Origin of the sequence: Paenibacillus sp. FSL H3-0469 (assembly GCF_038051945.1) — a bacterium.
Classification (GTDB): domain Bacteria; phylum Bacillota; class Bacilli; order Paenibacillales; family Paenibacillaceae; genus Paenibacillus_AQ.
In genome coordinates this window covers 1643520-1667720 of the sequence record NZ_CP150302.1, presented here as the reverse complement: position 1 = coordinate 1667720, position 24201 = coordinate 1643520, and the positions used below count along the sequence as shown (strand labels likewise).

Sequence of the window (24201 nt, the reverse complement as noted above, 5' to 3'; positions counted from 1 at the left end):
GCTTAAGTATGGACGGAAAAGGTTGGAATACCTGGGGCGAGGGCGTAGCCTTCGGCCTGGAGAACGGAATGGCCGTCATTCCTTATGCACTCCTGAAATATTACCGGAAGCTGAATCTGAGCGGCAGCGAGTCCATGCTGCTGATTCATCTGCTCTCCTTCAGACAGGTGGAGGGAATAGACTTCCCTTCCCTGGAGGAGCTGCAGGCAGTAACCGGGCGCAGTATTCCGGTGATTGCCGGAGAGCTGCAGAAGCTTATGAAGGAAGGTTTCATCAGTATCGACGGAGAAAACGACGAGCTGAGAGACATTCATTATGAGCGCTATAACTTCTCCGGCCTATACGCCAAGCTGGGAGCTTATCTGGCAGAACTCTCACGGGAGACTGCCCAGGAGAAGCCCAGCCGGAGCGGGCGGGAGCCGGGGGCCCGGGCAGTAGCTCATCACTCCGGGGCTACCGCACCGGACGGCGGCTATGGCCGCCCGGCTGTGCCGGGTGCCAAGGAGTCAGAGGACGGACGTAGTCTGTTCAGCATTTTCGAGAAGGAATTCGGGCGTCCGCTATCCCCCATGGAATGTGAATCTATTTCCGGCTGGGTGGATGAAGACCGCTATCCCGAAGAGCTGATTCTGCTCGCACTGAAGGAGTCGGTCTTTGCAGGAAAGGTTCATTTCCGTTACATTGACCGCATTCTGCTGGAGTGGGCCCGCAACCGGGTGAAGAATGCCCAGGATGTCAAAGCCTATTCCCAGAAATTCCGGGGCGGCGGCAGATGAGCGGAGCGGGGTAGATATATACCGGTCCAGGGCAAGGCCCGGCCGGTAAAGGTGTCCCTTAAGTCATGTATGTGGCTTAAGGGGCACTTTTTTTTCTTTTGTTACTTAGGATTGGGAGTTAGCTGAAAGTGGGCGGGGAGCGGGGGTGAGGAGCAGAAGTGCTCCTGAAACCAAGAAAAGCGTGTTAAATAAGAAGATAAAGGGTGTATAAATGCACCTGATTTCAGCAAAAGTGATGGCGTAAAGTAAGTTGTGTACCACAATTTGGAGCCTAGCCAGGCACCAAAAAAGTAGGGTATCCTCGGGTTTACCACAACACCAAGAAGGAGCCCTACTCGATGACTATTGTACCCGAACATATGCTAAATAATCTATTTGAAAAACTTGTTAAAGACTTCATGAAAGAGAATATGGAATCGCTCCTGCGTGCCGAAATCCAAGGGTTTATGTCGAGTGAAGAAGCCGGTGCCAGCAATAGCCGTAACGGATACTATACACGGGATCTGCATACGAGATACGGCCATATCGAGGATCTTCAGGTTCCCCGGGACCGCCAGGGTCTCTTTCAAACTCAGATGTTTGAACCCTACCAACGGCGGGAGGGCTGGCTGGAAGAAGCGGTGATCCAGATGTATAAATCCGGCATGGGAACCCGGGACGTGGCCCGATTTATTGAAAGCATGTTCGGCAGCCATTACTCGCCCACCACCATCAGTAACATCACCGCTACGGTGCTGGAGGATATCCACCAGTGGCAGAAACGTCCGCTGAGCAAACGCTACTCTGTGATCTACCTGGATGGGCTGTACGTGAAGCTTAAACGGGGCACGGTCCGGGGCGAAGTCGTCTATTTTGCCATGGGAATCGACGAAGAAGGTCAGCGTCAAATCCTGGGGTTCTACGTAGGGGGTCAAGAGAGCTCGAATGGCTGGCGGGAGGTGCTCAAAGATCTGTACGCACGCGGGGCCCAGGAAGTGCTGCTCGGTGTATTTGACGGACTGCCGGGGCTCGATGCGGCCTTTAAAGAAACCTACCCGCAGGCGGATGTGCAGCATTGTGTGGTGCACAAAGTACGAGCCACGTTACCCAAAATCCGTGTGGAGCACAAAACCGATGTGATTAAGGCCCTGAAGACCGTGTATGATGCACCAGATGAGGTCGTGGCCCGGGCGAACTTTGACACGGTGAAAGCGAAGTGGAATGCGTTATACCCGAAGGAAATGCGGTCTTGGGAGGAGCAGCTTTCGACGTTACTGACGTTCTACAAGTACCCGGAACCGATGCGTAAAGCGATTTACACGTCCAATCCCATTGAGCGAATGAACAAGGAAATCCGCAAACGTCTGAAGCCGATGAACAGCCTGACCAACATGGATGCGGCAGAAAAAATCGTGTATCTGGAGATGTTAGGCTACAACGAAAGGTTTGGGCAGCGAGTCACCCCTGGCTTTGGGGTGGACACGGTGAAAAAGAAGCTCAGCCAGCTCTATGAAGCCCGCTACCCTTCGTTGCCCACAGTCGAAGAAGAGTAGCCAATGAATCCAATTTCTGGGGGTCGGGGTTCCCCCTCCCCCAGAAACACTACACCCCCAACCCGTAACCCCGGGGAGGTACTTCTACTCATTTACACAAACTTCTTGACGCTACCGCAAAAGTGGCTTAATGGGCAAAATGAAGGGCATAAATGCACCTGATTTCCGTAAAAGTGGCTTAATGAGGAAAATGAAGGGGATAAATGCACCTGATTTCCGTAAAAGTGGCTTGATGAGCAAAATGAAGGGTATAAATGCACTTGATTTCGCCACTGGCAGCATACAGCCCGCAGTCCCTTCACATGGAAGGAACTGCGGGCTGTTATGTTCTGCATTAAGAAGTTGTGAAAAGTAATCAATAATTAGTGCAGCTCCTGCTCCAAAGCTGAGCCCATCTCGCGTGAACGTTCCGCACAGCGGTTGACGGCGGAAATGACGGTCTCGAAGAAATCGCCTCGCTCCAGCACTTCAATGGCCGCCTGGGTAGAGCCATTCGGCGAGGTGACCTTCTTGCGCAGGGCGGCAGGCTCTTCACCGGTCTGCTGCACCATACGGGCTGCGCCGAGCACGGTCTGGACAGTCAGCTCACGGCTCTGCTCAAGCGGCAGCCCTCCGCGTATACCTGCAGCGATCATTGCTTCCATCATGTAGTAGATATAAGCCGGTCCGCTGCCGGAGATCCCGGTTAAGGTCTCCATCCGTTCTTCGTCAATGACCGCCGTCAGGCCAACCGCTTCGAAGATATTAAGCGCTGTACGGCGGCTCTCTTCGCCAACCTCCTTGGAGAAGGCAATCCCGGTAGCCCCGAGGCCGATGGAGCTGGAGGTATTCGGCATGGTGCGGACCACAGGCTGCGGATTACCCAGTAAGCCTTGCATCGTACGGATGGTCAGCCCGGCAATCACGGAGATGACGAGCTGATCCGGCGACAGCAGCGGCCCGAGTGAACGGAGCGCTTCAGCAGCGTCTTTGGGCTTCATGGCTAGAACAATGACCGGCGCAGAGCGCAGAGCCTCGAGCTTGGACTCGGGAGCGTTATAGCCGAGCACGCCGTAACGGCTGCGGAGTTCAGCGAGGCGCTCGCTGCTGCTGCGGTTCAGCATGATAATCCGGCCCGATTCCACTACATTCCGGGCGATTAATCCCCGAACAATGGCCTCGGCCATCGAGCCTGCGCCATAAAAAACAATATTATGATTGATGAGCGGAATTGCTGGTTGCTGGCACATGGCTGGCAGTCCCCCTATAAGTTGAGTGAGTTAACCTCTGATTTGGCCGGAGCCGTGAATCATATATTTGCTTGAAGTGAGTGCAGGCAGTCCCATAGGCCCGCGGGCATGGAGCTTCTGGGTGCTGATCCCGATCTCGGCGCCAAAGCCGAATTCAAAGCCGTCCGTGAACCGGGTAGAAGCGTTGTGGTACACCGCCGCAGCGTCAACCTCCTGCAGGAAGCGTTCAGCATTCGCCGTGTCTTCAGTCACAATACATTCGGAATGCTTGGTTCCAAACTCTGCGATATGCCCAAGAGCCTGTTCCAGCGTGTCCACGATACGAATATTGAGAATGTAATCGTTGTATTCTGTAGCGAAGTCCTCCGGCGTGGCAGGCACAGCCCAAGGAATAAGAGCAACGGTATCCTGGCACCCGCGCAGCTCCACACGAGCCTCGCGGAAGGCTTCAGCAAGTGCGGCGAGATGTTCTTCAGCGTAAGCACGGTGCACCAGCAGTGTCTCCATTGAATTGCAGACCGAAGGCCGCTGGGCCTTCGCATTCACGCTAATGCGCCGGGCCATTTCCGGACTGGCACTCGCATCCAGATAAGTATGGCATATGCCTGCCCCTGTTTCAATAACCGGTACGGTGGCATTCAGAACCACATTCTGAATCAGAGAGCTTCCTCCGCGCGGGATGATGACATCCAGCAGTCCGTTCAGCTTCAGCATTTCATCCACGGAGGAGCGGTTAGGATCTTCGATCAGCTGCAAGGCATCCGGCGGAAGGGCGGTACCCGCAAGTGCGCGGTGCAGCACCTCGGTGATGGCACGGTTGGAGGATAGAGCGGAGGAACCGCCGCGCAGCACCACAGCATTGCCGGTCTTGAGGCACAGTCCGGCAGCGTCAACGGTGACGTTGGGGCGTGCTTCATAGATAATGCCAATCACCCCAAGGGGAACCCGAACCTTCTCGATGTGCAGGCCGTTCGGCCGTTCTATCGTCTCCAGATTGTCTCCAACCGGATCGGGCAGTTCGGCAATCTGCTGCAAGCCTTCGGCTATGCTGTCAATCCTGCCCGCATCCAGGGCCAGCCGGTCGAGCATCGACTCCGGTGTCCCGTTCAGCCGGCCGCGCTCCAGGTCTTCGGCGTTGGCGGCAATAATGTAATCAGCTTCGGCGCGCAGAGCAGCAGCCATCACCAGCAGGGCTTCATTCTTCTGGGCGGTAGTCAAGCTAGCGAGTACCCCTGTGGTTGCTTTGGCCAGCGTCGTCTTGTTAACCACTTCACTCATGGCAATTCCTCCTAATAAAAGTTATGTTGGCATAGGGAGACACAATAGGTTTCGTAAATTAACGAAGCGTGATCCATTCGTCCCGGTGGATAACCTCCAGCCGGTGTACTTCACCAAGCTTGGGCACAATCTCGCGGCTGGGAAGCCCCTGAATGCTGCGGAGCTGGGTGTCATCGTAATTGACGATACCCCGTCCAAGCAGCTGCCCATCCGGGCCGAGTACTTCGACGACATCCCCTGAATGAAAGCTTCCTTCAATACGTCTAACCCCGACTGGCAGCAGGCTATGGCCTCCGTGAAGCAGCGCTTCAACAGCACCGTCATCGACATACAGTGATCCGAGCGGGGTGGACATGAAGCCCAGCCATTGCTTTTTGACCGGCAGAGAAGAGAGGGTGGTGGCAAAATAAGTACCTTTGCCCGTTCCGGCTGCGGCCTGTGATAAATCCCCCGGCTCCTTAACCTGGCCCACGAAGACCGGAACGCCGCCCCGCGTGGCAATCTTGGCCGCATCGATCTTGGAGCGCATGCCGCCAGTTCCTACGCTTGAGCCTGCACCGCCTGCAATGGCGTAGATCTCAGGCGTAATTTCTTCGATGTGCTCATACCGTACAGCTTCCGGATGCTTGCGGGGATCGCCGCTGTAGACGCCGTCCATATCCGTCAATACCAGCAGGTGCGAGGCCTTTAGCAGATTGGCAACCAGCGCCGATAAGGTATCGTTGTCACCGAACTTCAGCTCATCCACCGATACGGTATCGTTCTCGTTGAACACGGGCACGGCGCCTTGGCGGAGCAATTCTTCCACCGTCATCAAAGCGTTGTTCATGGCCCGGCGGCTGCAGAAGTCTGTACGGGTCAGAAGAATCTGAGCAGTGGGTATACCGTGGCCTGCGAAGGCCTCCTGATAAGCCTGCATCAGCATAACCTGTCCTACTGCCGCCGCCGCCTGTTTCTCATGCAGCAGCCTTGGCCGGGTAGCATAGCCGATGCCCCGGAATCCCGCTGCGACCGCCCCGGAGGTGACCAGCAGCACTTCACAGCCGTCCTCGCGGAGCGCAGCAATCTCGGCTGCGAAGAAGGAGACTGCCTCACGATTGAGGCCGCCTTCGGGACCCGTGAGCGAGCTGCTGCCGATTTTGACCACAATTCTTGACGTCATTGTCTTTCACTTTCCTCTCAAATTGAAATGCCTGTAACGCCCGAAAATGACAAAAAGCCCCCATCCTTAGACTTAGCAAAGGACGAAAGCTTGATTAACTTCCGCGGTACCACCTTCATTGATGAGGGTTCATCCGACTTCATTCTCATAACGGGAGTCTCCGTCCTGCATGGCAGGCCGCTCAGGGGTAGGATTCAGAATGGTCATCCGCGGTAGATTCTCCCAGCCTTCAGGAATCTACTCTCTGCACACGAATATACGCCAATTCTTACTGGTCCCGTCAGCACGTTTCACTATTTGTCACTTAGGATACCATGGGGCAGCAGGGTTTGCAAAGAGCCGCAGACAAATTTTTTCATGCAGCGCAGGCAGCACGATTTATGTTTATCCTATGGGGCAGAGGACCTGTGGATGAGAGCGCCGCCGCTCGCTTGTTAGGGCTAGCTATCGGTTAGACCGGCCACGGTTGCCTTGAAGGTCTCGATAAAAGCTTCGGCTGCACGGGACAAATAACGTCCGCGCCGGTAGGCAATGACCAGCGTCCGGCCCGGCACCGGCTCAGCCAGCGGAAGGTAGACCGGTACGAATTCACTCCTGGCAGCGCGTGCAATAAAGTGGGGCACAAGGGTAACGCCCATCCCGGCTGCAACCAGCGACTGGACTGTCTCCATATTATTGCTCTCGAAAACAATCCGCGGCTCAAATCCGGCCTGGCGGCATAATTCTACAGTCATTTTACGGAAGCCTTGGCCTTCCTTGAGAACGATAAATGGTTCATCCTTAAGCTCGGCCAGGCTGGTACGGATGCCCTGCGGTTCCCGTCCGGCTAACAGATGTCCCGGCGGAACGGCAAGATCGATCCGCTCCTCACCGAGCACCTCGTAGGCCAGGGTCGGAATTTCGAGCGGCAGGGAGAGCAGGCTGAGATCGGTCTGGCCGCTGGCTGTCAGCTTCTCCAGATTCATGGATGAGTCCTCCAGCAGGGTGATCTCAACCTCGGCATATTTGCTCTTGAATACAGGCAGCACATGCGGGAGCAGATGTGCTCCGGTAATCGGCATGCTGCCGACCATTACGCGTCCTGTGCGCAGCTGGGAGATATCGGACATCTCCTGCCGCAGCAGTTCCACGGCATCGATGATCCCCTGAGCCTGTTCAACGAATTTCTCACCGGCATAGGTCAGCTCCACCGAGCTGGTATTACGCTGGAAGAGCAGCACGCCAAGCTCCTTCTCCAGCTTCGACAGCTGCTGGCTGAGCGAGGGCTGGGCGATGTGAAGCTTCTCCGCCGCGCGGGAGAAATTCCGTTCTGCAGCAATCTGCAGCGTGTATTGCAATTGTCTAAGTTCCATACATAAGCTCCTTTAATGAGTAGATCATCTGTTTATAAGTATAACCTATAAACCCTATAGAAATCATATCTTGGAATTATAAACACACCGATGTTATATTTAGAACATTCAAGAGAGACTCCACGCTCTCTTCATTAGGAACGATTCTACTATTATGAGGTGAAATTCATGGGCAACAAGACAATGTTTGAGAAGATTTGGGACAATCACGTTATTCATCAGGAAGAAGGCAAGCCGAGCATTATTTATATCGATCTTCATCTGGTTCATGAAGTGACTTCCCCGCAGGCGTTTGAAGGACTGCGCCTGAGCGGCCGCAAGGTCCGCCGTCCGGGACTTACCTTTGCGACAATGGATCATAACGTGCCTACCAAGGACCGTTACAATATTACCGATCCGATCTCCAAGCAGCAGATTGATACACTTTCGCAGAACTGCCGTGATTTCGGCGTGAGATTGTTTGACCTGAATGATATTGACCAAGGTGTTGTTCACGTCATGGGTCCTGAGATTGGCCTGACCCATCCCGGCAAGACAATTGTCTGCGGGGACAGCCATACCTCCACTCACGGAGCCTTCGGTGCGCTGGCCTTCGGGATCGGCACCAGCGAAGTTGAGCATGTGCTTGCCACCCAGTGTCTGCAGCAGTCCAAGGCCAAGACCATGGAAGTGCGCTTCACCGGCAAACGTAATCCGGGAGTGACCGCCAAGGATATGATTCTCGGTGTAATTGCCAAATACGGAACGGACTTTGCAACTGGCTATGTTATCGAATATACCGGTGAGGCTATCCGTGAACTGTCGATGGAAGAGCGCATGACCGTCTGCAATATGTCGATTGAAGGCGGAGCAAGAGCAGGCCTGATCGCACCGGACGAGACCACCTTCAACTATCTGCGCGGACGTCAATATGTGCCGCAGGGTGAAGCGTATGATGCCGCTGTTGAGACCTGGAAGGGCCTTGTTAGTGATGAAGGTGCCCAGTACGATACTGTGGTCGAATTCGATGTAGAGACACTTATCCCGCAGGTTACCTGGGGAACTAGCCCTGGTATGGGAACGGATATCAACTCCACCGTACCTAACCCTGCTGATTTCACTACCGAGAATGAACGCAAAGCAGCCGAGAAGGCGCTTGAATATATGGATCTGGCTCCAGGTACACCGATCTCCGAGATTGGAATTGATTATGTCTTCATCGGCTCCTGCACCAACGGCCGGATTGAGGATCTGCGGGCCGCGGCTGAAGTAGCCAAGGGTTATAAGGTATCTGACAAAGTTACAGCTATTGTTGTGCCTGGCTCCGGGCGCGTGAAGATGCAGGCCGAGAAGGAAGGTCTGGACAAAGTGTTCACCGAAGCAGGCTTTGAATGGCGTGAAGCCGGCTGCAGTATGTGCCTGGCGATGAATCCGGATGTTCTGCAGCCGGGACAGCGCTGCGCCTCTACTTCCAACCGTAACTTCGAAGGACGCCAGGGACGCGGCGGACGCACGCATCTGGTCTCCCCTGCCATGGCGGCTGCGGCAGCCATCAAGGGACGCTTCACGGATGTGCGTGACTGGAACTACAAGACGGAAGCCGTCAACTCATAGAATAATTGAGAGAGCAGGAGGATACAGCAATGGAAGAATTCAAGAAGTTAACAGGAATTGTAGCCCCGGTAGACCGGGTTAATGTAGATACGGATGCGATTATCCCTAAGCAGTTTCTGAAACGGATCGAGCGCACAGGCTTTGGTCAATTTCTTTTCTACGAATGGCGTTTTGATGAAGCAGGGAATGACAATCCGGCATTCGAAATGAACAAACCGCGTTATGAGGGAGCCTCAGTGCTAATCTCCCGCGCGAATTTCGGCTGCGGCTCCTCCCGGGAGCATGCGCCCTGGGCCATCATGGATTACGGGTTCAGAGTGGTCATCGCACCATCCTATGCTGACATCTTCTATAACAACTGCTTCAAGAACGGCATTCTGCCGATTAAGCTCTCGGAAGCTCAGGTAGATGATCTGTTCAGCCGTACGGCAGAGCATGAGGGCTACACACTTACAGTGGATCTGGAGAACAACAAGCTGAGTGATGAGTATGGCCTTGCCATCACCTTTGAGCTGGATGAGCACCGCCGCCAGTTTCTGCTGCAGGGGCTGGATGATATCGGCCTGACACTTCAGCATGCTGATGAGATTGCCGCATACGAAGAGCGTCATGCAGCTAAGCTTTTTGCCTAAGAGCTAAGATAAGTAAACGGCTGAAGCATATTTATTCTTAGTATTTACACAAAACTTCTATTTCCGGGTGTCGGAAATAGAAGTTTTTTTGCTATAATCGAGATATTATTGCCTGTGAAGGCAACTTTTGGGGATTCATGTCGTCTTAATCTTATCTGCAAATCTATCAATGGACCAAAGGAGAGGAAAGGATGAAGAAAGCCGGACAACGGGTGTTGCTTCTACTGCTGCTGCCACTGCTCCTCCTGTCATTCGCCGGCCACAAAGCTGCGGCAGCCGGAACAAACCCCGGTAAGATCGTGATGGACAGCAAGGAGCTTGCATTGCCCAAGGGGGTAATCCTCGAGAATGTGAATGGAAGCGTTATGATTCCGATCCGTGTAGTGGTGGAGAATCTGGGCTTCAAAGTGCTGTGGGAACAAAGCAGCCGCAAGGTAACTCTCCAGCAGGACGGCAAGTCTGTACAGCTTGCAGTCGGCAGCACCACCGCTCAAGCTGATGGTGTTAACCTGACACTTAATGCTGCACCCAAGCAGAACGGCGGCACGGTACTGGTGCCTGTCCGCTTTGTCAGCGAGCAGTTCGGTCTTAGCGTCGGCTGGGACAATACGGATAAGACGGTGTATTTGAGCGGAGGGGTAACAGAGACGGCCCCTGCCACTTCAGATCCGCTGCCGTCAGCCACCGCAGCTCCCTCCGTGTCAACCGGAGCCGCTCCAGTGGCTGTTGAGTCTCCTGCACCGACCACTCCGCCCCAGAGCGGCACAGAGATTCTCGAGGAATTGGACGGAAGTGTTATAGTTACTCCGACTCCGCCAGCTACATCACCGGTGGTGAAAGGGGCGGTATTCAGCGAGAACCGGCTGATTGTAGCCGCTGCCGGAGGAGCCAAGGCTACGGTTACAAGAGTTACCGGACCCGACCGGATTGTAGTGGATTTTGCCGGAGCGGCATTTGCTCCTGATTTCAGCGGGAGCTTCCCTGGCGTATCCACGGGAGGAAGTCCCCAGGGCAAGCTGGACGTGAGCGGCTACCCGCTGGTAACTGAAATACGTTATGCGTTGTTCAGTACGAATCCCCCGACGGTCAGGTTCGTAATCCAGACTACGGGCTACCAGAATTATCAAGTAAGTACGGATGAGAGTACAGGGCTAGTCACAATCGATCTGAATGTAACAGGCAGTGATACGGGGGCACCTGTGAATCCGGGATTCACCGGAAGACCGGTTATTGCGCTGGATGCCGGACACGGGGGCAAGCAATCGGGTGCGGTCAGTCTTACCGGCAAACTGGAAAAGACCTTCAATCTCGCGGTCATCCTGAAAGCCGGAGCTATTCTGACGCAGGAAGGCTGGGCTGATGTCATCTACACCCGTACATCGGATATTACTTTGGGTCTCCAGGATCGTGTGAAGATTGCCCAAGCAGCGAACGCTACGTTGTTCGTATCCCTTCATGCCAATTCACTCGACGTATCCTATCCGAACCGGAGCAAAGTGAATGGCAGTGAGACGTACTACAGCCGCAGTGAGAGCCTGCCGCTTGCCGAGATTATGCAAAAGCATCTGGTAGCGGGAACCGGCCTCAAAGACAACGGAGTCCGCTCTAAGAGCCTGCATGTGACCCGGGAGACCCGGATGCCTGCTATTTTGCTGGAGGCGGGGTATCTGACCAATCCGGTAGATGAAGCAACCTTGTACAGCGAACAGATGCAGGATAACCTCGCGCGGGAGATTGTAGCAGGAATTAAGGAATATCTTGGCTTGTAACGCTGGATAAGCGGAGTTGTCTGTAACAGCACTACATACCTTTTAGTAATAGGGAATACACAGACATTTCCACGTTAGTTGGGATTTATTCGCAACTTTTAAGTTCTACGAACGTCTACACTATGTCGAAGGTTGTCAGTTGGCATGCCATCAAGAACGCTCGATTGGGGGCGGAATACTAGAGTCTTAGAGGTGAACAATGAAGAAATTTGCTTTTATGCTGTTGCTGCTGCTCTTTGTTGTGGTGCTGCCGGGGCATGGACAAGCCGCTGCTGGCCAGAACAAGATCTTCCTGGATGGCCAGGAACTGAATGCAGGACAAGACGTTCCGGTGGAAAATGTAAATAACTCCATCATGGTGCCGCTAAGAATGATTGCTGAGAACCTTGGATACAAGGTGGATTGGAATCAGACAAGCAAGACCATCAAGATTGAACAGCAGGGAAAGGCCATTCAACTGATCGTAGGTCAGACGGCAGCTTCCGTTGACGGCAAGACAGCGGTCTTGACTACGGCCCCTCTCCTGCGGAACGGCACGACGCTCGTACCGATCCGGTTCATTGGTGAGCAGTTCGGACTTACGGTCAAATGGGATAACACGAAGAAGATTGTAGATCTTATTACCCCGTCCATTCCCGAGCCTAACATTGACCCGGGACAAAGCAATGGGGACGGAGGAACGGTTGTAGTGCCGCCGGGAGAACCCTCAAGCAGCCTGAGCATGATCAACGGCATCAGCTTCAATGAGAACAGGTTCTCGATTGCCATAGACGGCAATGCGGAGCCGAAGGTCTCCAAGATCAGCGGACCGGACCGAATCATCGTTGATCTGCCGAATGCCACGTTCTCGGACATTTTCGGAACAGGACAAATCCTTGACCCTGACCTGAACGGGAGCCTGACAGTTACGGATTATCCGGATGTCTCCGGTATCCGCTATTCGCTGTATAGCACTAATCCTTATACAGTCCGATTTGTAATTGATCTTAATACCCCCAAAAATTATAGCGTAGAGGTGTCGGGAGATTCCTCAAAGCTCATTGTCATTGATTTGAACGCACCGGCTTCAGGCGACACTTCAACGCAGCCCGGGAACAGCGGGCGCAAGCTGGTTGTGCTCGATGCCGGACATGGTGCGAAGGATTCAGGGGCTGTAGGCATTACCGGAAAGTACGAGAAGAACTTTAACCTGGCCGTAATTCTGAAGGCGGCTGCTCTGCTGAGACAGGAGAACAAGATTGATGTGGTGCTGACGCGCAGCGATGATACTTTCCTTGAATTGAAGGAAAGGGCGGCAATTGCCAATAATCTCGGCGCAGATTTATTCATATCCGTCCATGCCAACAGCAGCGGATCAGCGGCTTCTAGCGGAACGGAGACCTACTATCAGCGGGACGCCAGCAAGGCTCTGGCCAATGTGATGCATAAGTATCTTGTGCAGGCTACCGGACTTAGCGACAGGGGAGTACGTTACGGCAACTTCCATGTGATACGCGAAACGAAGATGCCTGCGGTGCTGCTTGAGGTTGGCTATCTCAGCAATAAAAAGGACGAGGCTCTGCTGTTCACTGAAGCACTGCAGAACAATGTAGCCGCATCAATGGTCAGCGGAATTAAAGAGTATCTCGGGATTCAATAACAACGGGCGGCAGCAGGGGCCGCAGAGTCGGATGAAGACCCTATATTGCGGTCAAAAGGACTTTGCGGTCCCTCCTGCCCATATTCATCTGAGGGGGTTAATCAAATGAACAAGAAATTAACATATGCAGGGATCGCTGCGATGCTGCTTCTCGTAATTTCGGGCTGCGGAGATAAACCTACTGCAGCACCGGGCAATGCGTCCGGTCAGGATTCAACCTCGGTATCCAGCGGCGCTGAAGGAAACAATGCCGGGAATGACACTCCCGCTACTCCCACTGCCACACCGGCAGCTACAAGCACGCCTGAGCCTACAGCAACTGTAACTCCGGCGGCTACGGAGGCACCGGCAGTGCCTGAGAAGCAGAGTCTTAAGATCAAGACGTATTATACAGACCTGCAACAGAACGACTTGGTTCCGGCTGAAGTCTCAATCACCTTCAAGGATGCCAAGGAGAAATATACGGAAGCCTTCAAAACACTTCAGAAGAGCGATAATGCTGAGCAGATTCCGCTGTGGAACAAGATTGAACTGAAATCACTGGAATTCTCCAATGGACAGATTGTGATGGATATTCATAAGCCGGATGAGGCGCAGCTTGGCGCAGGCGGCGAGGCTCTGGCGATCGGCGCATTGTCACAGATGTTCTTCCAGTTCGATGAAGTGAAGAATATCGATGTGCTGGTAGACGGAGAACAGGTGGAGAGCTTGATGGGGCATGTGGATCTTGTGCATCCCATCACCCGCGAGAACAACGGATTATAGGCATTAGGCAGGAATAAGCCGGATGGCTAACGAAATTAACAACATAGAAATCCAGATATGCCATAGAGAGGGGAATATCGAATTGTCCGGTCCAAAACGATTAAAGCGTACGGTTCAATCTTATTCTGTAAAAGCGGTCTCTGCCGTTCTGGCCGGTGCGATGGTGCTTGGCGGGGCAGGGGCTGCCTTTGCCGACAACGCTTCAACCGGAGCAACCGCTGCTGCTGGAGCTCCGCAGACGGCTGTAACTGGTTCAGGGATCTTCAGTGATGTCAAGACGGGCTTCTGGGCCGAAAAGCATATCTATAAGCTGGCAACTCAGGGGATTGTGGTCGGCAATAACGGCCTGTTCCGTCCTGGCGATTCTGTGACCCAGCAGGAAGCGGTGCTGATGGCACTGCGCTTCATGAAGCTGCAGGGGAATGTGAACACCAGTACCGAAGTTGCGCTGCCTAATGATTTTGCGGTTACGAACTATTACAAGCCATATGTAATCTTAGCCTTCCAGCAAGGTCTGCTGGACAAGACCACTGAGATGGCTGCAGATAATCTTAAAAGCTCGTGGGGCGAGCGCAAGGCCAGCCGTGAATGGGTCGCGGAGCTGCTGATCCGTGCGCTTGGCCAGAGTGCATCAGCTTCTGCGGCCGCAAGCCGGCCGACAGGCTTTGCCGATGACGCCAAAGTGTCTGCCAACAAACGCGGCTACATTAACACAGCAGTGGAACTGGGACTGGCGAACGGGCTAACCGGCAACCGCTTCGATCCGCAAGGCGCTGTGACCCGTGCGCAGCTCGCTACCTTCTTCAGCCGTGCTGAAGCGCATAATAACCTGGAGTATGACAATACGTTCAAAGGAACAATCAGTTCTCTTAAGGATGGCAAGCTGGGATTGTACACTAACGGCAGCACGCTGGAGTTCACTCTGAATGCCAATACCGCCTACTACACCAGTACATCCGAGAATCGCATTTCTATGAACGAGATCCAGCCTTATACGAAGGTGACTGTCATTGGAGCTACCTATAGCGCAGCTTATGTAGAGCTGACAGATCCGGCAGTTCAGGTTGAGCAGGCGGAGGGTGTGTTCACCAAGCATACACCGGGTATCATCTGGGTCGATTCCGCGAATGGATACGATCAGTATCCTTACGATTCGGGCACAGCCTTCTTGGATGTGAACGGTGCGGTTATTCAGCCTGCTTCGATCACTGCCGGCAGCAAGCTTACGCTGCTGCGTGAAACTTTCACGGGTTTCCGCAAGGTTGTGAAGGTGCAGGTCACCTCCGGTATTGTGAACAAGACGGCTAAAGGCACGGTTCAAAGCGTTGACACTGCTGCCAAGAGCATTACGTTCAAGAACGCCGACGGCACAGTAGAAATGTTCAAATGGGAAGAAGGGACCACGCTGTTCAGCTCCCAGAATTCTATTATTCAGCCCGCGGAGCTGAAAGCCGGTGCTGCTGTCTCTTATACCATCAAGGATAATACGATCCGTTCCGTGGAAGTGACCTCAGGAGTGGAGCGCATAATGAAGGGCTTCATCTATGAGTTGACAGATTCAACGATTGTCTATCAGAAGAGTGATGGCACCCGTGAGGTCAATCTGCTTGCTGCTAATCCGGCCATTGTGATTCCGAACGCTGTAAGTCCGGTGATGGCTGACCTGATTGCTGACAAAACAGGCGGAGACAATGTGCAGCTTACGCTGAACAGCAATGACCAGGTGACCAAGATTGAGGTGCTGAGCCGTCAGATCGAACAGTACGCGGCTGCTACCGTTGTGGATTATAACGCTAAGACCCAGTACCTGACCTTCACGGACAATAACGGCAAGGCTCATGTGGTCAAAATGGATGAGAAAACAAAGATGTCTTACGGCGGGCTGATTACCACTTCGCTGACCACCATGGGGTTCAGACTGGTTGAGAACCGCAAGATTGATGTGACCTCCATTAATGAGCGTGCAATGTCTGTTGATTTGACAACCAAATATTCCGGCACCCTGACGGCAATCAATACTTCGGCCAGGACGATTGTGTTCAAGCTGGGTAACGGACAATTGCTGACGATGTCTTATCCGCAGGCCATTGAAATGTTTGGCAAAAGCGGGGCAGTCATCACCGATGTTCCGCTCAATGTGCCGGTAACGGCAGTGCTTGCCAGCAATCAGGAGCTCATCTCTGTGCTGCGGGTGAACGGGTCGTCCCAGTTCGAGATTGCTACCATTAATGCGGGCGCGGGCAAAATGACCGTGAAGCTTGAGGGTGGCAGCAACAGCAGCGAGCTGAACCTGGCGAATGTACCGCTTACCAACGAAGCAGGCCAGAAGATCGCCCTGACTGAGCTGAAAGCCGGAGATTTCGTGAATCTCAGCTTTGACGGTTCCACACCGCTGGCGCTGCAGTCGGTGAAACAGGTTGCCGGACAGGTAACGGCAGTGGATGCCGCAGCAGGTACGTTCACCGTGAAAGATTATACGGGAGCCTCTCAGCCTTATACTGCGGGCAGCGGAGTAAGAATCCTCCGGGATGGTGTTGCAACGAACGCTCTGAGCGGACTTACCACAGCAGACCGGGTATTGGTGCGTAAGGATGCGGCTGGTGTAGTGATCATCTCCGTGTTCAGTCAGTTGAACCGGACATTCGCCCGTTATGAGAGCGCAACGAATGAAATTTACACCAAACGCGCCACGCTGAATGAGAATAATACGTTTGGGCTTGCCCCAAATGTATATATTCATCAAGGTGACACGACTTTACCCGTGCAATCTCTCAAAGAAAATGATAATATTATAATGTATTTCAACAATGGTAAGGTTGTAGAAATTGTGAAACAATAATCGTTTTGGTGATTTTCCGTGTGAAACACCGTCTTGATCCTTGGGTTTGCCTTGGATCAAGGCGTTTTTTTTGAAATATAAGGGCAGCACGGTGTTCGCTTGAACGCTACGAAAGTATACGATATAATGTATCTTTGCTTATATTTCGTAAGAAATTGAGAAGATATGCTGCAAGAGAATTTGCAGTTATACCTGCTCCGTGGAGGGGACGCTATGAAAGCTGCAGAGGTCCGCCACATCCTGGACACTATCGGAGGCATGTTCCCTGATGCACATTGTGAGCTGAATCACAGCAACGCTTTTGAGCTTACCATAGCCGTGCTGCTCTCAGCCCAATGTACGGATGCAACAGTGAACAAGGTGACCGAGGACCTGTTTCAGAAGTACAAGGCTCCGATCGACTATATCTCAGTACCGCTGGAAGAGCTGGAGCTGGATATCCGGCGGATTGGTCTATTCCGCAACAAGGCCAAGCATATTCAGAACCTCTGCACCATCCTGATTGAGCAGTACGGGGGTGAAGTGCCGCAGGCCCATGATTTGCTGGTAACTCTGCCAGGTGTCGGACGCAAGACTGCGAATGTGGTCGTATCGAATGCGTTCGGAGTGCCGGCGATTGCCGTGGATACTCATGTGGAACGGGTAGCCAAACGGCTCGCGCTTGCGGGCTGGAAAGATTCCGTGCTGGAAGTGGAGAAGAAGCTGATGAAGGCGGTGCCGCGTGATGAATGGACGCTGACGCACCACCGGCTGATCTTTTTCGGGCGATATCACTGTAAGGCTCAGAATCCTGCATGCCAGATCTGCCCGCTGCTGGATGTATGCCGGGAGGGCAAAAAACGTATGAAAACTGCTGTAATCAGGAAAGCTAAGGATCATACGAAAGCTAAACAAGAATTAGAGAAGAAGAGGATGGGATAGAGATGAAGTGCATTTCTGTATATACCGATAATTTTGAAGCATTTTCCGATATTTTTGACCGCGTAGTGGACAGCCCGATGGAAGAGAACGAAGAGCAGGAAGTGGAAGGCATCACCATCAGCCATTCCGGCGATGTGCCTGAGTTCTATCTGGAGCGTATGTCCGCGAAGCCAGAGGTTGTCGTAATGAAAGACAAATCCCGTGGCCTGACCATTCTGCAGCACGGCAAAGTCTTTGAAATCCTGCTTCCAGTGCTGGAAACAGCTTAATTTGATTGGAGTTCATTAGAGAGGTTGTCCCATAGCCATGAAGTGGCTGACGGGGCAGCCTCTTTTTTTGTTGAATAGGAAATATTCTTTAATTGATTCGTAGAATGACTTTGATGCTGAATATGATTGAAGGCTGAAGGTATGCTTAAAAGCGAATATAATTTGGCTGGTACAGCGGCTTATGACCAAATGTATGTGGAAAACAGCATACATTTACTGATGTGCGGGCGTGTGTGCCGAATGTATGTGGAAAATAACATATATTGTACAACTACGGGGGTGAGCGGGGCAAATGTATGTGAATAACAGTGTACATTGTGCAACTACGGGGTGGGCGGAGCAAATGTATGTGAAAAACAGCATACATGGTGTTCGCACGAAGTTAATTTTATTGATCCGTTAGGATGATGTTGTTCCGACCCATCGAAGCAGGGTTTGCGGGCGAGGCTGGAATGGCATCTGCGAAATCTTGTTTTTCGTGAAGGTTTATAGCTGATTTTGTAAATGTGGATATTTGATTTGTGACGATCTGATGATAAAATATAATTATTCTATTCTTGCAGTGAGATAAATCATACAAATGTAATAATAATGAAAGAAGCTATAGATTGCAGCGGAGGCGGGATGTTGTGGGAGCAGAACGGGAAAGAGTGGAGCAGGTTACAGCGGGGTCATCAGCGCTTAGGCTGCTGGAGGAACGGTTGAAGCAATGGGGAGAACAGAAGAGTGCGCAGATCGTGGCGGATCTAAGGGTCAAGGAGCAGGCAGATGAGCTGACGCTGGCATTCTGCGGACATTTCTCGGCAGGGAAGTCAAGCATGATTAATAAGCTCTGCGGTAAGGCCGTACTGCCTTCGGGTCCGGTTCCAACCAGTGCGAATATTGTATCGATCCGTAGCGGAGCACCGCAGGTGCTGCTGCATCCGGTGGACGTAAGCACCGGAGGAAATAACGGGGTGATCAAGACTACGCCTGACCGGCTTCAGGATTACTGCCGCCAGGGGACTGAATATTCAGCGATAGAGGTGTGGGAGGATGTCCCGGTACTGGGGGATCACGGGGTGCTGATGGATACGCCCGGCGTAGATTCGACAGATGAAGGCCATCAGGCGGCGACCCGTTCGGCTCTGCATCTGGCCGATGCCGTGTTCTATGTGATGGATTACAATCATGTGCAATCGGAGAATAATCTGGCGTTTGCCAAAAGCCTTAGCGACTGGGGCAAGCCGCTGTATCTGATCATCAATCAGATCGACAAGCACAGAGAGCAGGAAATCCCGCTGGAGGAATACCGGCAGCAAGTAGAAAGCGCTTTCCGGGAATGGGGAATTCATTCTGCGGGGCTGTTGTTCACTTCGCTTAAAGTGGAGGGACATCCGCTGAATCAGTGGAAGGATCTGCTGGCATTGATCTCCGGTCTGCTGGAGCAGCGGCAGGAGTTGCTCGAATACAGCTTGTCCCGTTCCATCCATCATACTGCGGATGCTGTCCTGGCCGATTATCGTGAGCAGCAGGAGGAGGAGCGGGCTGCGCTGCTGGAAGAGACTGGCGGTGCAGCGGCGGAAGCTGTGGAAGCACAGATCCGGGCAACGATGCAGGAGGAAGCATCGCTGGAGGAGTTGCCAGAAGAGGCGCGGACGGATCTTCGCAGCAGGCTGGACGCTCTGCTCGGCAACACGAATCTGATGCCGGCCGATCTGCGGGATGCGGCTGGAGCGTACATCGAGAGTCTCCAGCCGGGCTTCCGGCGCGGCCTGCTCTTCACCGCTGCGAAGCGGGAGAAGGAGCAAGGAGCGCGGCTGCAGCACTGGCACGGTCTTCAGCAGAGAGAGATCACTGCCCAGCTGGAGTGGCACACTCTCCAGCTCGTGCGCGAATGGGCGGAAGGCCTGGAGCTGTGGCAGGAGGAGGCGGAGCCGCTGCTGAAGCAGGCCTTCCCGGCGGTGAGCCAGCAGTGGCTGGCGGATCAGGTGAAGCCGGGAACCGGGGCTTCGGGCGAGGCGTTGCTTAATTTCTGCCGCACGCTTGCGGCAGAGATTAAGGCGCAGTTCCGCCGCGCGGTCCTGGCCTTCGGCGAGCCGCTGCTGGCGCAGCTGCCGCCGCTGGTGGAGGAGCGGCGCGCGGAGCTTACGCGCCGCCGGGCGGCCCTGCAGCGGCAGGCGCAGGCGCTCGCCGCGCTGGCCGCCCTGGACCGCGCGGCTGCCGCCCGCGCGGACGACCTGGCGGCGCTGCTGCCGCCGCGCCGCAGCCTCACCCCCGGCGCGCTGCCGGGGGTGCCGCCCCTGGCGGCTGGCGCGCCTAGCGCCGCCAGCCCGGAACCGCCGCCGCGCGCGGCAGCGGCGGCAAGCCCTAGCGCCGCCCCGGCTTGGGCGGCGGACACGGCACAGCCGGCGGGCGGGCGCCGCCGGCTGACGCAGGCCGCAGCGGCGCTGCACGCGGCGGCCGGGGTGCTGCGGAGCGAGCCGGCCATGGCCTCGGCGGCGCGCAGCCTGGCGGCGCGGGCGGAGGACCTCGCCGGCGGCCGCTTCACGATGGCGCTGTTCGGAGCGTTCAGCGCCGGCAAATCCTCCTTCGCCAACGCCCTGCTGGGCGAAGAGGTGCTGCCCGTGTCGCCGCATCCGGCCACGGCGGCCGTCGGGCGGATTCTGGCGCCGGAGGGCGGCTTCGCCCACGGGACGGCAGCCATCACCATGAAGCGGGCGGAGGAGGTCTGGGAGGACATCCTCCATTCCTTCAGTGTGCTGCAGCTGACGCCGCCGCAGCACGACTCGTGGACCGCAGCCGTGTCCCGGCTGCAGACCGGCGGGCTCCATCCGTCCGCGCTGCCGCATGCCGGCTTCCTGCGGGCAGCTGCCGCCGGATGGGAAGAATCCCGTCCGCTGCTCGGAACAGAGCGGACGGTCAGCCTGGCGGAATACCGCAGCCTGGTCGCTGACGAGAAGCGCGCCTGCTTCGTGCAGAGCACGGATCTGTATTATGACAGTCCGCTGACACGTAGCGGCATCGTATTGGTGGACACGCCAGGTGCAGATTCCTTACATGCCCGGCACACCGGTGTAACCTTCGGCTACATGAAGAACGCCGATGCTATCTGCTTCGTGACCTACTATAACCACGCCTTCTCCAAGGCTGACCGCAGCCTGCTTGCCCAGCTGGGGAGAATCAAAGACAGCTTCGCACTCGACAAAATGTTCTTCATCATCAACGCCGCAGACCTCGCAGCGGACGAGACCGAGCTTGAAGAGGTGAAGCAGCATGTGGCGCAAAATCTGCGGGCCGGAGGCCTGACCTCGCCGCGGATCTACAGCGTGTCCAGCCTGCTTGCGCTGGAGGGCAAGACAAGCGGAGCGGGGGAGGCTTACGAGGCCTCCGGGTTCGGCAGCTTTGAAGCCGCACTCTCCGCGTTCGCTGGTGATGAACTGCCGGGACTGTCTTTGGCAGCAGCCAAGGACAGCCTAAGCTCGGTGCGCGGGCGCGCCGAAGAATGGCAACGCCTTGCGCTGATGGAGGCGGACCAGCAGGCGGAAGGAATGAAGCAGTTCCGGCAGCGCCTGGAAGCGGCGAATCTGCGGCTGGCTGCGCTTGCGCAGGAAGACCGGCCGCTCCGGGACCTGCGCCGTGAAGGTGCAGAGCTTCTCTATCATGTCCGGCAGCGGATTGCCTTTTCGTTCGGGCGTTCCTTCCAGGAGTCCTTCCATCCATCCATTCTCCGGGAAGACGGAGGGAACCTGAAGGACATCTTCATCGCCTGCGGGCGGGAGCTGGAGCGCAGTCTTCTGCGTGAACTGGAGCAGGAGCTGTGGGCAACGACCCTGCGGCTGGAGTCGGCAGGGCGCAGATTCGTGACCCAGGCGGCCACAGCGGCTGCTGCCGAGCTGTCCATCCCGGATCAGGAGCTTAAGCTGCTGGAGAATCCGGATGAGCGCTGGCCCGCACCTGCGAAGCTGAACTGCGTTCTGGCTCCGCTGGACTGGGCTGGACTGTGGAGCCGCTTCAAATCTCCGCGCCACTTTTTCGAGGGACCGGGCCGGGCAGAGATCCGCGCGGCTGCCGAGCCGTGGTTCAAAGAAGCGGTGGCTGCGGCAGCGCAAGGACAAGAGGACTCTCTGTTGACATTCTACACCGATGCAGCGGCAGCGGCCTTATCCCAGGCCGCAGACCAGCTGCGTGAAGGCCTGTCCGAACAGGAGGCAGCCATGTCAGCGCTGCTGAAAGGGGGTGATGGTGCGGAGCATTGGGGCCGGATCGCCCAAGAATTACGGCTCCAGGAGCAGGCTTTCGCCGAAATATAAGTTTTTATAGGGTTCACGTGATAAAACCGTTTTCACTTGTCTGTTGAACAGCCATCTGTGAAGTTTGTAGGAAAATGTCGAAGAACACTTGCAATCTGGTGGATGATGGATGAAAATAAAGAAGACTGAAAATTTACAATCAAACTGCGACATTTTACAGAAACAGAGAAGTCAGCAGACAAATTTGCGAAAAGAGGTTGGAGTCGACAATGTGGGGAGCTCCTTTATCAGCCCGGAGTAAAAAGCTGCTGCTGCTCGGCAGCGGTGAACTGGGTAAGGAAGTCATTATCGAAGCTCAGCGCCTTGGCGTAGAGACCGTAGCTGTGGATCGTTATGAAGCGGCACCCGCGATGGGCGTGGCCCACCGCTCTTATGTACTGGACATGCTGGATGCAGAGGCACTCAAGCAGCTTATCCGTACTGAGAAGCCGGATTTGATTGTACCGGAGATTGAAGCCATTGCTACAGGGGCGCTGGTGGAGCTGGAGGAAGAAGGATTCCTCGTTGTTCCTACCGCCCGTGCTGCTCGGCTGACCATGGACCGCGAAGGCATCCGCCGTCTGGCGGCAGAAGAGCTGGGCCTGCCTACAGCGGCCTACCGGTTCGCTGACAGCCTGGATGAACTTCGCCAGGCCGTGTCAGAGCTGGGAACGCCTTGTGTGATTAAGCCGATCATGAGCTCATCAGGCAAAGGCCAGAGCGTGTGCAGAACACCAGAGGATGCGGAAGGCTGCTGGAATACGGCGCTTGAAGGCGCACGTGCGAAGGGGACACGCGTCATCGTGGAGGCTTTTGTTACCTTTGAGAGCGAGATTACACTGCTTACCGTCCGTTCGGTTAGCGGAACCGTGTTTTGTCCGCCGATCGGCCACATTCAGCAGGATGGCGATTATGTAGAGTCCTGGCAGCCGCATCAGATGAGCGGGGCGCAGCTGGAAGAGGCTGAGGCTATCGCACGGAAGGTTACCGATCAGCTTGGCGGTTATGGAATTTTTGGTGTGGAGCTGTTTCTCACCGCGGATGGGGTTCTGTTCAGTGAAGTTTCCCCCCGGCCGCATGACACAGGTATGGTTACAATGATTACGCAGGACTTGTCGGAATTTGCTCTGCATGTCAGAGCCATTCTTGGATTTCCGCTGGAAGCGGTACGTTTGTTGACACCGGGAGCTTCGGCCACCCTGAAGACGGATGGAGCCGGACAAGCTTTTGCGGTGACTGGGATTGAAGAGGCGCTGGCCCTTCCCCGCACGCAGGTCCGGGTATTCGGCAAGCCGGAGATCCGCCCAGGACGGCGGATGGCAGTAACACTCAGTTCAGCGGAAGATATTGAAATCGCGCGGATGACGGCCAAGCAGGCTGCGTCTAAGCTACAAGTGGAGGTATACAAGGATGAACAGTAGTACTCAGGAGCAGGTACTGCAAATTCGCAAATGCGGCATGAATGATCTGGAAAGAGTGACAGCCCTTTTGCGTGAATTCGGCTATCCGACAACGCTTAGCGTGATGAAAGAGAGAATGGAAGGCATGGAGCATGATCCGTTCCACTGCACACTGGTCGCAGAGCTCAATAACGAAGTTGTGGGAATGATCGGTTTACGGCAGGTGAAGTCCTACTACAAGCATGCCGATTGTATTACGGAGATTACCGCGCTGATTGTATCAGAGGAGCTTAGAGGACAAGGCCTTGGCAAAAGACTCGTAGCTGCAGCGGAAGAATGGGCACGCCATCAGGGCTGCTGCCAGCTGTTCCTGCGGAGCGGCAACCGTGTGGAACGTGCACCTGCACATGCGTTTTACCGCCATATCGGCTTTGAAAAGACAACAGGCTACCGCTTCAATAAAGCCCTGCTATAATCCTATACGTGTAACCGAACATCCCCATCCCGGCGTAATCGGGATGGTTTTTTTTTGGAGATAGCGTGACAACCCCGCCACTGCTGGTCTGGAATGCTCCCCGCTCCGCCTTTTCCCCGAGGTCGCCCCAGGAATTTAGTGGGAAAAGAGCATCTATTTCGCCCGAAATCCCCCTATCTAGAACAGCAGTTGGAAAAAGTACATCTATTCGTCGGTAACCCCAGCGTTATGAGCAAATCCGCAGAAATAAATGTCATTTATCCACTTAAAATAGCCTAATTGGTTAAAATAATCAGATT

At 54.6% G+C, this 24201-nt stretch carries 17 protein-coding genes; 13 read left to right on the top strand and 4 right to left on the bottom strand.

Going from position 1 to position 24201, the window contains the following annotated elements:
* Positions 1-8: 8 nt before the first annotated feature.
* Positions 9-776: a DnaD domain-containing protein gene (locus NSS83_RS07320; RefSeq protein ID WP_341185003.1), complete on the top strand. Its 768-nt coding sequence runs from the start codon at positions 9-11 to the stop codon at positions 774-776.
* A 338-nt stretch (positions 777-1114) separates the two neighbouring features.
* Positions 1115-2308, top strand: a complete 1194-nt coding sequence (locus NSS83_RS07315; RefSeq protein ID WP_341347968.1) for an IS256 family transposase — start codon at positions 1115-1117, stop codon at positions 2306-2308.
* 362 nt (positions 2309-2670) lie between these two features.
* On the opposite strand, the gene proC is transcribed toward NSS83_RS07315, so the two are convergent.
* From proC to NSS83_RS07295, 4 genes are all read right to left on the bottom strand, one after another.
* Complete coding sequence (gene proC / locus NSS83_RS07310) at positions 2671-3537, bottom strand: pyrroline-5-carboxylate reductase (protein ID WP_341347967.1); 867 nt, start codon at positions 3535-3537, stop codon at positions 2671-2673.
* Positions 3538-3567: 30 nt separating this feature from the next.
* Positions 3568-4815: a glutamate-5-semialdehyde dehydrogenase gene (locus tag NSS83_RS07305; RefSeq protein WP_341185005.1), complete on the bottom strand. Its 1248-nt coding sequence runs from the start codon at positions 4813-4815 to the stop codon at positions 3568-3570.
* Between the two features lie 58 nt (positions 4816-4873).
* Entirely contained in the window at positions 4874-5977 is a 1104-nt protein-coding gene (gene proB / locus NSS83_RS07300; RefSeq protein ID WP_341185006.1) for a glutamate 5-kinase, read from the bottom strand.
* A gap of 440 nt (positions 5978-6417) precedes the next feature.
* Positions 6418-7329 carry a LysR family transcriptional regulator gene (locus tag NSS83_RS07295; RefSeq protein ID WP_341185007.1) on the bottom strand — a complete coding sequence of 304 codons (912 nt, stop codon included), beginning with the start codon at positions 7327-7329 and terminating at the stop codon, positions 6418-6420.
* A 168-nt stretch (positions 7330-7497) separates the two neighbouring features.
* On the opposite strand from NSS83_RS07295, the gene leuC reads away from it, so the two are divergent.
* The 11 genes from leuC to NSS83_RS07240 all read left to right on the top strand — a co-directional run bounded on the left by leuC (position 7498) and on the right by NSS83_RS07240 (position 23902).
* Positions 7498-8922 (top strand): 3-isopropylmalate dehydratase large subunit, encoded by a 1425-nt coding sequence (gene leuC, locus NSS83_RS07290; protein ID WP_036727197.1) that lies wholly within the window; start codon positions 7498-7500, stop codon positions 8920-8922.
* Between the two features lie 29 nt (positions 8923-8951).
* Positions 8952-9554, top strand: coding sequence for a 3-isopropylmalate dehydratase small subunit (gene leuD / locus NSS83_RS07285; RefSeq protein ID WP_076079215.1), 603 nt, complete (start codon positions 8952-8954; stop codon positions 9552-9554).
* Between the two features lie 191 nt (positions 9555-9745).
* Positions 9746-11323: an N-acetylmuramoyl-L-alanine amidase gene (locus tag NSS83_RS07280; protein WP_341185008.1), complete on the top strand. Its 1578-nt coding sequence runs from the start codon at positions 9746-9748 to the stop codon at positions 11321-11323.
* Positions 11324-11522: 199 nt separating this feature from the next.
* The gene (locus tag NSS83_RS07275) at positions 11523-12962 is read left to right on the top strand and encodes an N-acetylmuramoyl-L-alanine amidase family protein (RefSeq protein WP_341185009.1); all 1440 of its coding nucleotides are present in this window, start codon (positions 11523-11525) and stop codon (positions 12960-12962) included.
* 105 nt (positions 12963-13067) lie between these two features.
* The gene (locus NSS83_RS07270; RefSeq protein ID WP_341185010.1) at positions 13068-13727 is read left to right on the top strand and encodes a GerMN domain-containing protein; all 660 of its coding nucleotides are present in this window, start codon (positions 13068-13070) and stop codon (positions 13725-13727) included.
* A 22-nt stretch (positions 13728-13749) separates the two neighbouring features.
* Positions 13750-16566 carry an S-layer homology domain-containing protein gene (locus NSS83_RS07265; RefSeq protein ID WP_341347966.1) on the top strand — a complete coding sequence of 939 codons (2817 nt, stop codon included), beginning with the start codon at positions 13750-13752 and terminating at the stop codon, positions 16564-16566.
* A gap of 213 nt (positions 16567-16779) precedes the next feature.
* Complete coding sequence (gene nth, locus NSS83_RS07260; protein ID WP_341347965.1) at positions 16780-17487, top strand: endonuclease III; 708 nt, start codon at positions 16780-16782, stop codon at positions 17485-17487.
* 2 nt (positions 17488-17489) lie between these two features.
* Complete coding sequence (locus tag NSS83_RS07255) at positions 17490-17756, top strand: hypothetical protein (RefSeq protein WP_036697991.1); 267 nt, start codon at positions 17490-17492, stop codon at positions 17754-17756.
* A 629-nt stretch (positions 17757-18385) separates the two neighbouring features.
* Positions 18386-22048, top strand: coding sequence for a dynamin family protein (locus NSS83_RS07250; protein WP_341347964.1), 3663 nt, complete (start codon positions 18386-18388; stop codon positions 22046-22048).
* Positions 22049-22257: 209 nt separating this feature from the next.
* On the top strand, positions 22258-23448 hold the full coding sequence (gene purT, locus NSS83_RS07245) for a formate-dependent phosphoribosylglycinamide formyltransferase (protein WP_341185014.1): 1191 nt from the start codon (positions 22258-22260) through the stop codon (positions 23446-23448).
* A complete protein-coding gene (locus NSS83_RS07240) occupies positions 23438-23902 on the top strand; it encodes a GNAT family N-acetyltransferase (protein ID WP_209993071.1) in 465 nt (154 codons plus the stop codon). Before purT ends, NSS83_RS07240 begins: the two co-directional genes overlap by 11 nt.
* Positions 23903-24201 lie beyond the last annotated feature (299 nt).

Excerpts from the sequence above, each read along its gene's own strand:
- leuC (WP_036727197.1), top strand. The coding sequence starts at position 7,498 with ATGGGCAACAAGACAATGTTTGAGAAGATTTGGGACAATCACGTTATT.
- proB (WP_341185006.1), bottom strand. The coding sequence starts at position 5,977 with ATGACGTCAAGAATTGTGGTCAAAATCGGCAGCAGCTCGCTCACGGGT.
- NSS83_RS07305 (WP_341185005.1), bottom strand. The coding sequence starts at position 4,815 with ATGAGTGAAGTGGTTAACAAGACGACGCTGGCCAAAGCAACCACAGGG.
- leuD (WP_076079215.1), top strand. The coding sequence starts at position 8,952 with ATGGAAGAATTCAAGAAGTTAACAGGAATTGTAGCCCCGGTAGACCGG.
- NSS83_RS07255 (WP_036697991.1), top strand. The coding sequence starts at position 17,490 with ATGAAGTGCATTTCTGTATATACCGATAATTTTGAAGCATTTTCCGAT.
- NSS83_RS07295 (WP_341185007.1), bottom strand. The coding sequence starts at position 7,329 with ATGGAACTTAGACAATTGCAATACACGCTGCAGATTGCTGCAGAACGG.
- NSS83_RS07315 (WP_341347968.1), top strand. The coding sequence starts at position 1,115 with ATGACTATTGTACCCGAACATATGCTAAATAATCTATTTGAAAAACTT.
- proC (WP_341347967.1), bottom strand. The coding sequence starts at position 3,537 with ATGTGCCAGCAACCAGCAATTCCGCTCATCAATCATAATATTGTTTTT.
- NSS83_RS07275 (WP_341185009.1), top strand. The coding sequence starts at position 11,523 with ATGAAGAAATTTGCTTTTATGCTGTTGCTGCTGCTCTTTGTTGTGGTG.
- NSS83_RS07270 (WP_341185010.1), top strand. The coding sequence starts at position 13,068 with ATGAACAAGAAATTAACATATGCAGGGATCGCTGCGATGCTGCTTCTC.
- NSS83_RS07320 (WP_341185003.1), top strand. The coding sequence starts at position 9 with ATGGACGGAAAAGGTTGGAATACCTGGGGCGAGGGCGTAGCCTTCGGC.
- NSS83_RS07265 (WP_341347966.1), top strand. The coding sequence starts at position 13,750 with ATGGCTAACGAAATTAACAACATAGAAATCCAGATATGCCATAGAGAG.
- purT (WP_341185014.1), top strand. The coding sequence starts at position 22,258 with ATGTGGGGAGCTCCTTTATCAGCCCGGAGTAAAAAGCTGCTGCTGCTC.
- NSS83_RS07280 (WP_341185008.1), top strand. The coding sequence starts at position 9,746 with ATGAAGAAAGCCGGACAACGGGTGTTGCTTCTACTGCTGCTGCCACTG.
- nth (WP_341347965.1), top strand. The coding sequence starts at position 16,780 with ATGAAAGCTGCAGAGGTCCGCCACATCCTGGACACTATCGGAGGCATG.
- NSS83_RS07240 (WP_209993071.1), top strand. The coding sequence starts at position 23,438 with ATGAACAGTAGTACTCAGGAGCAGGTACTGCAAATTCGCAAATGCGGC.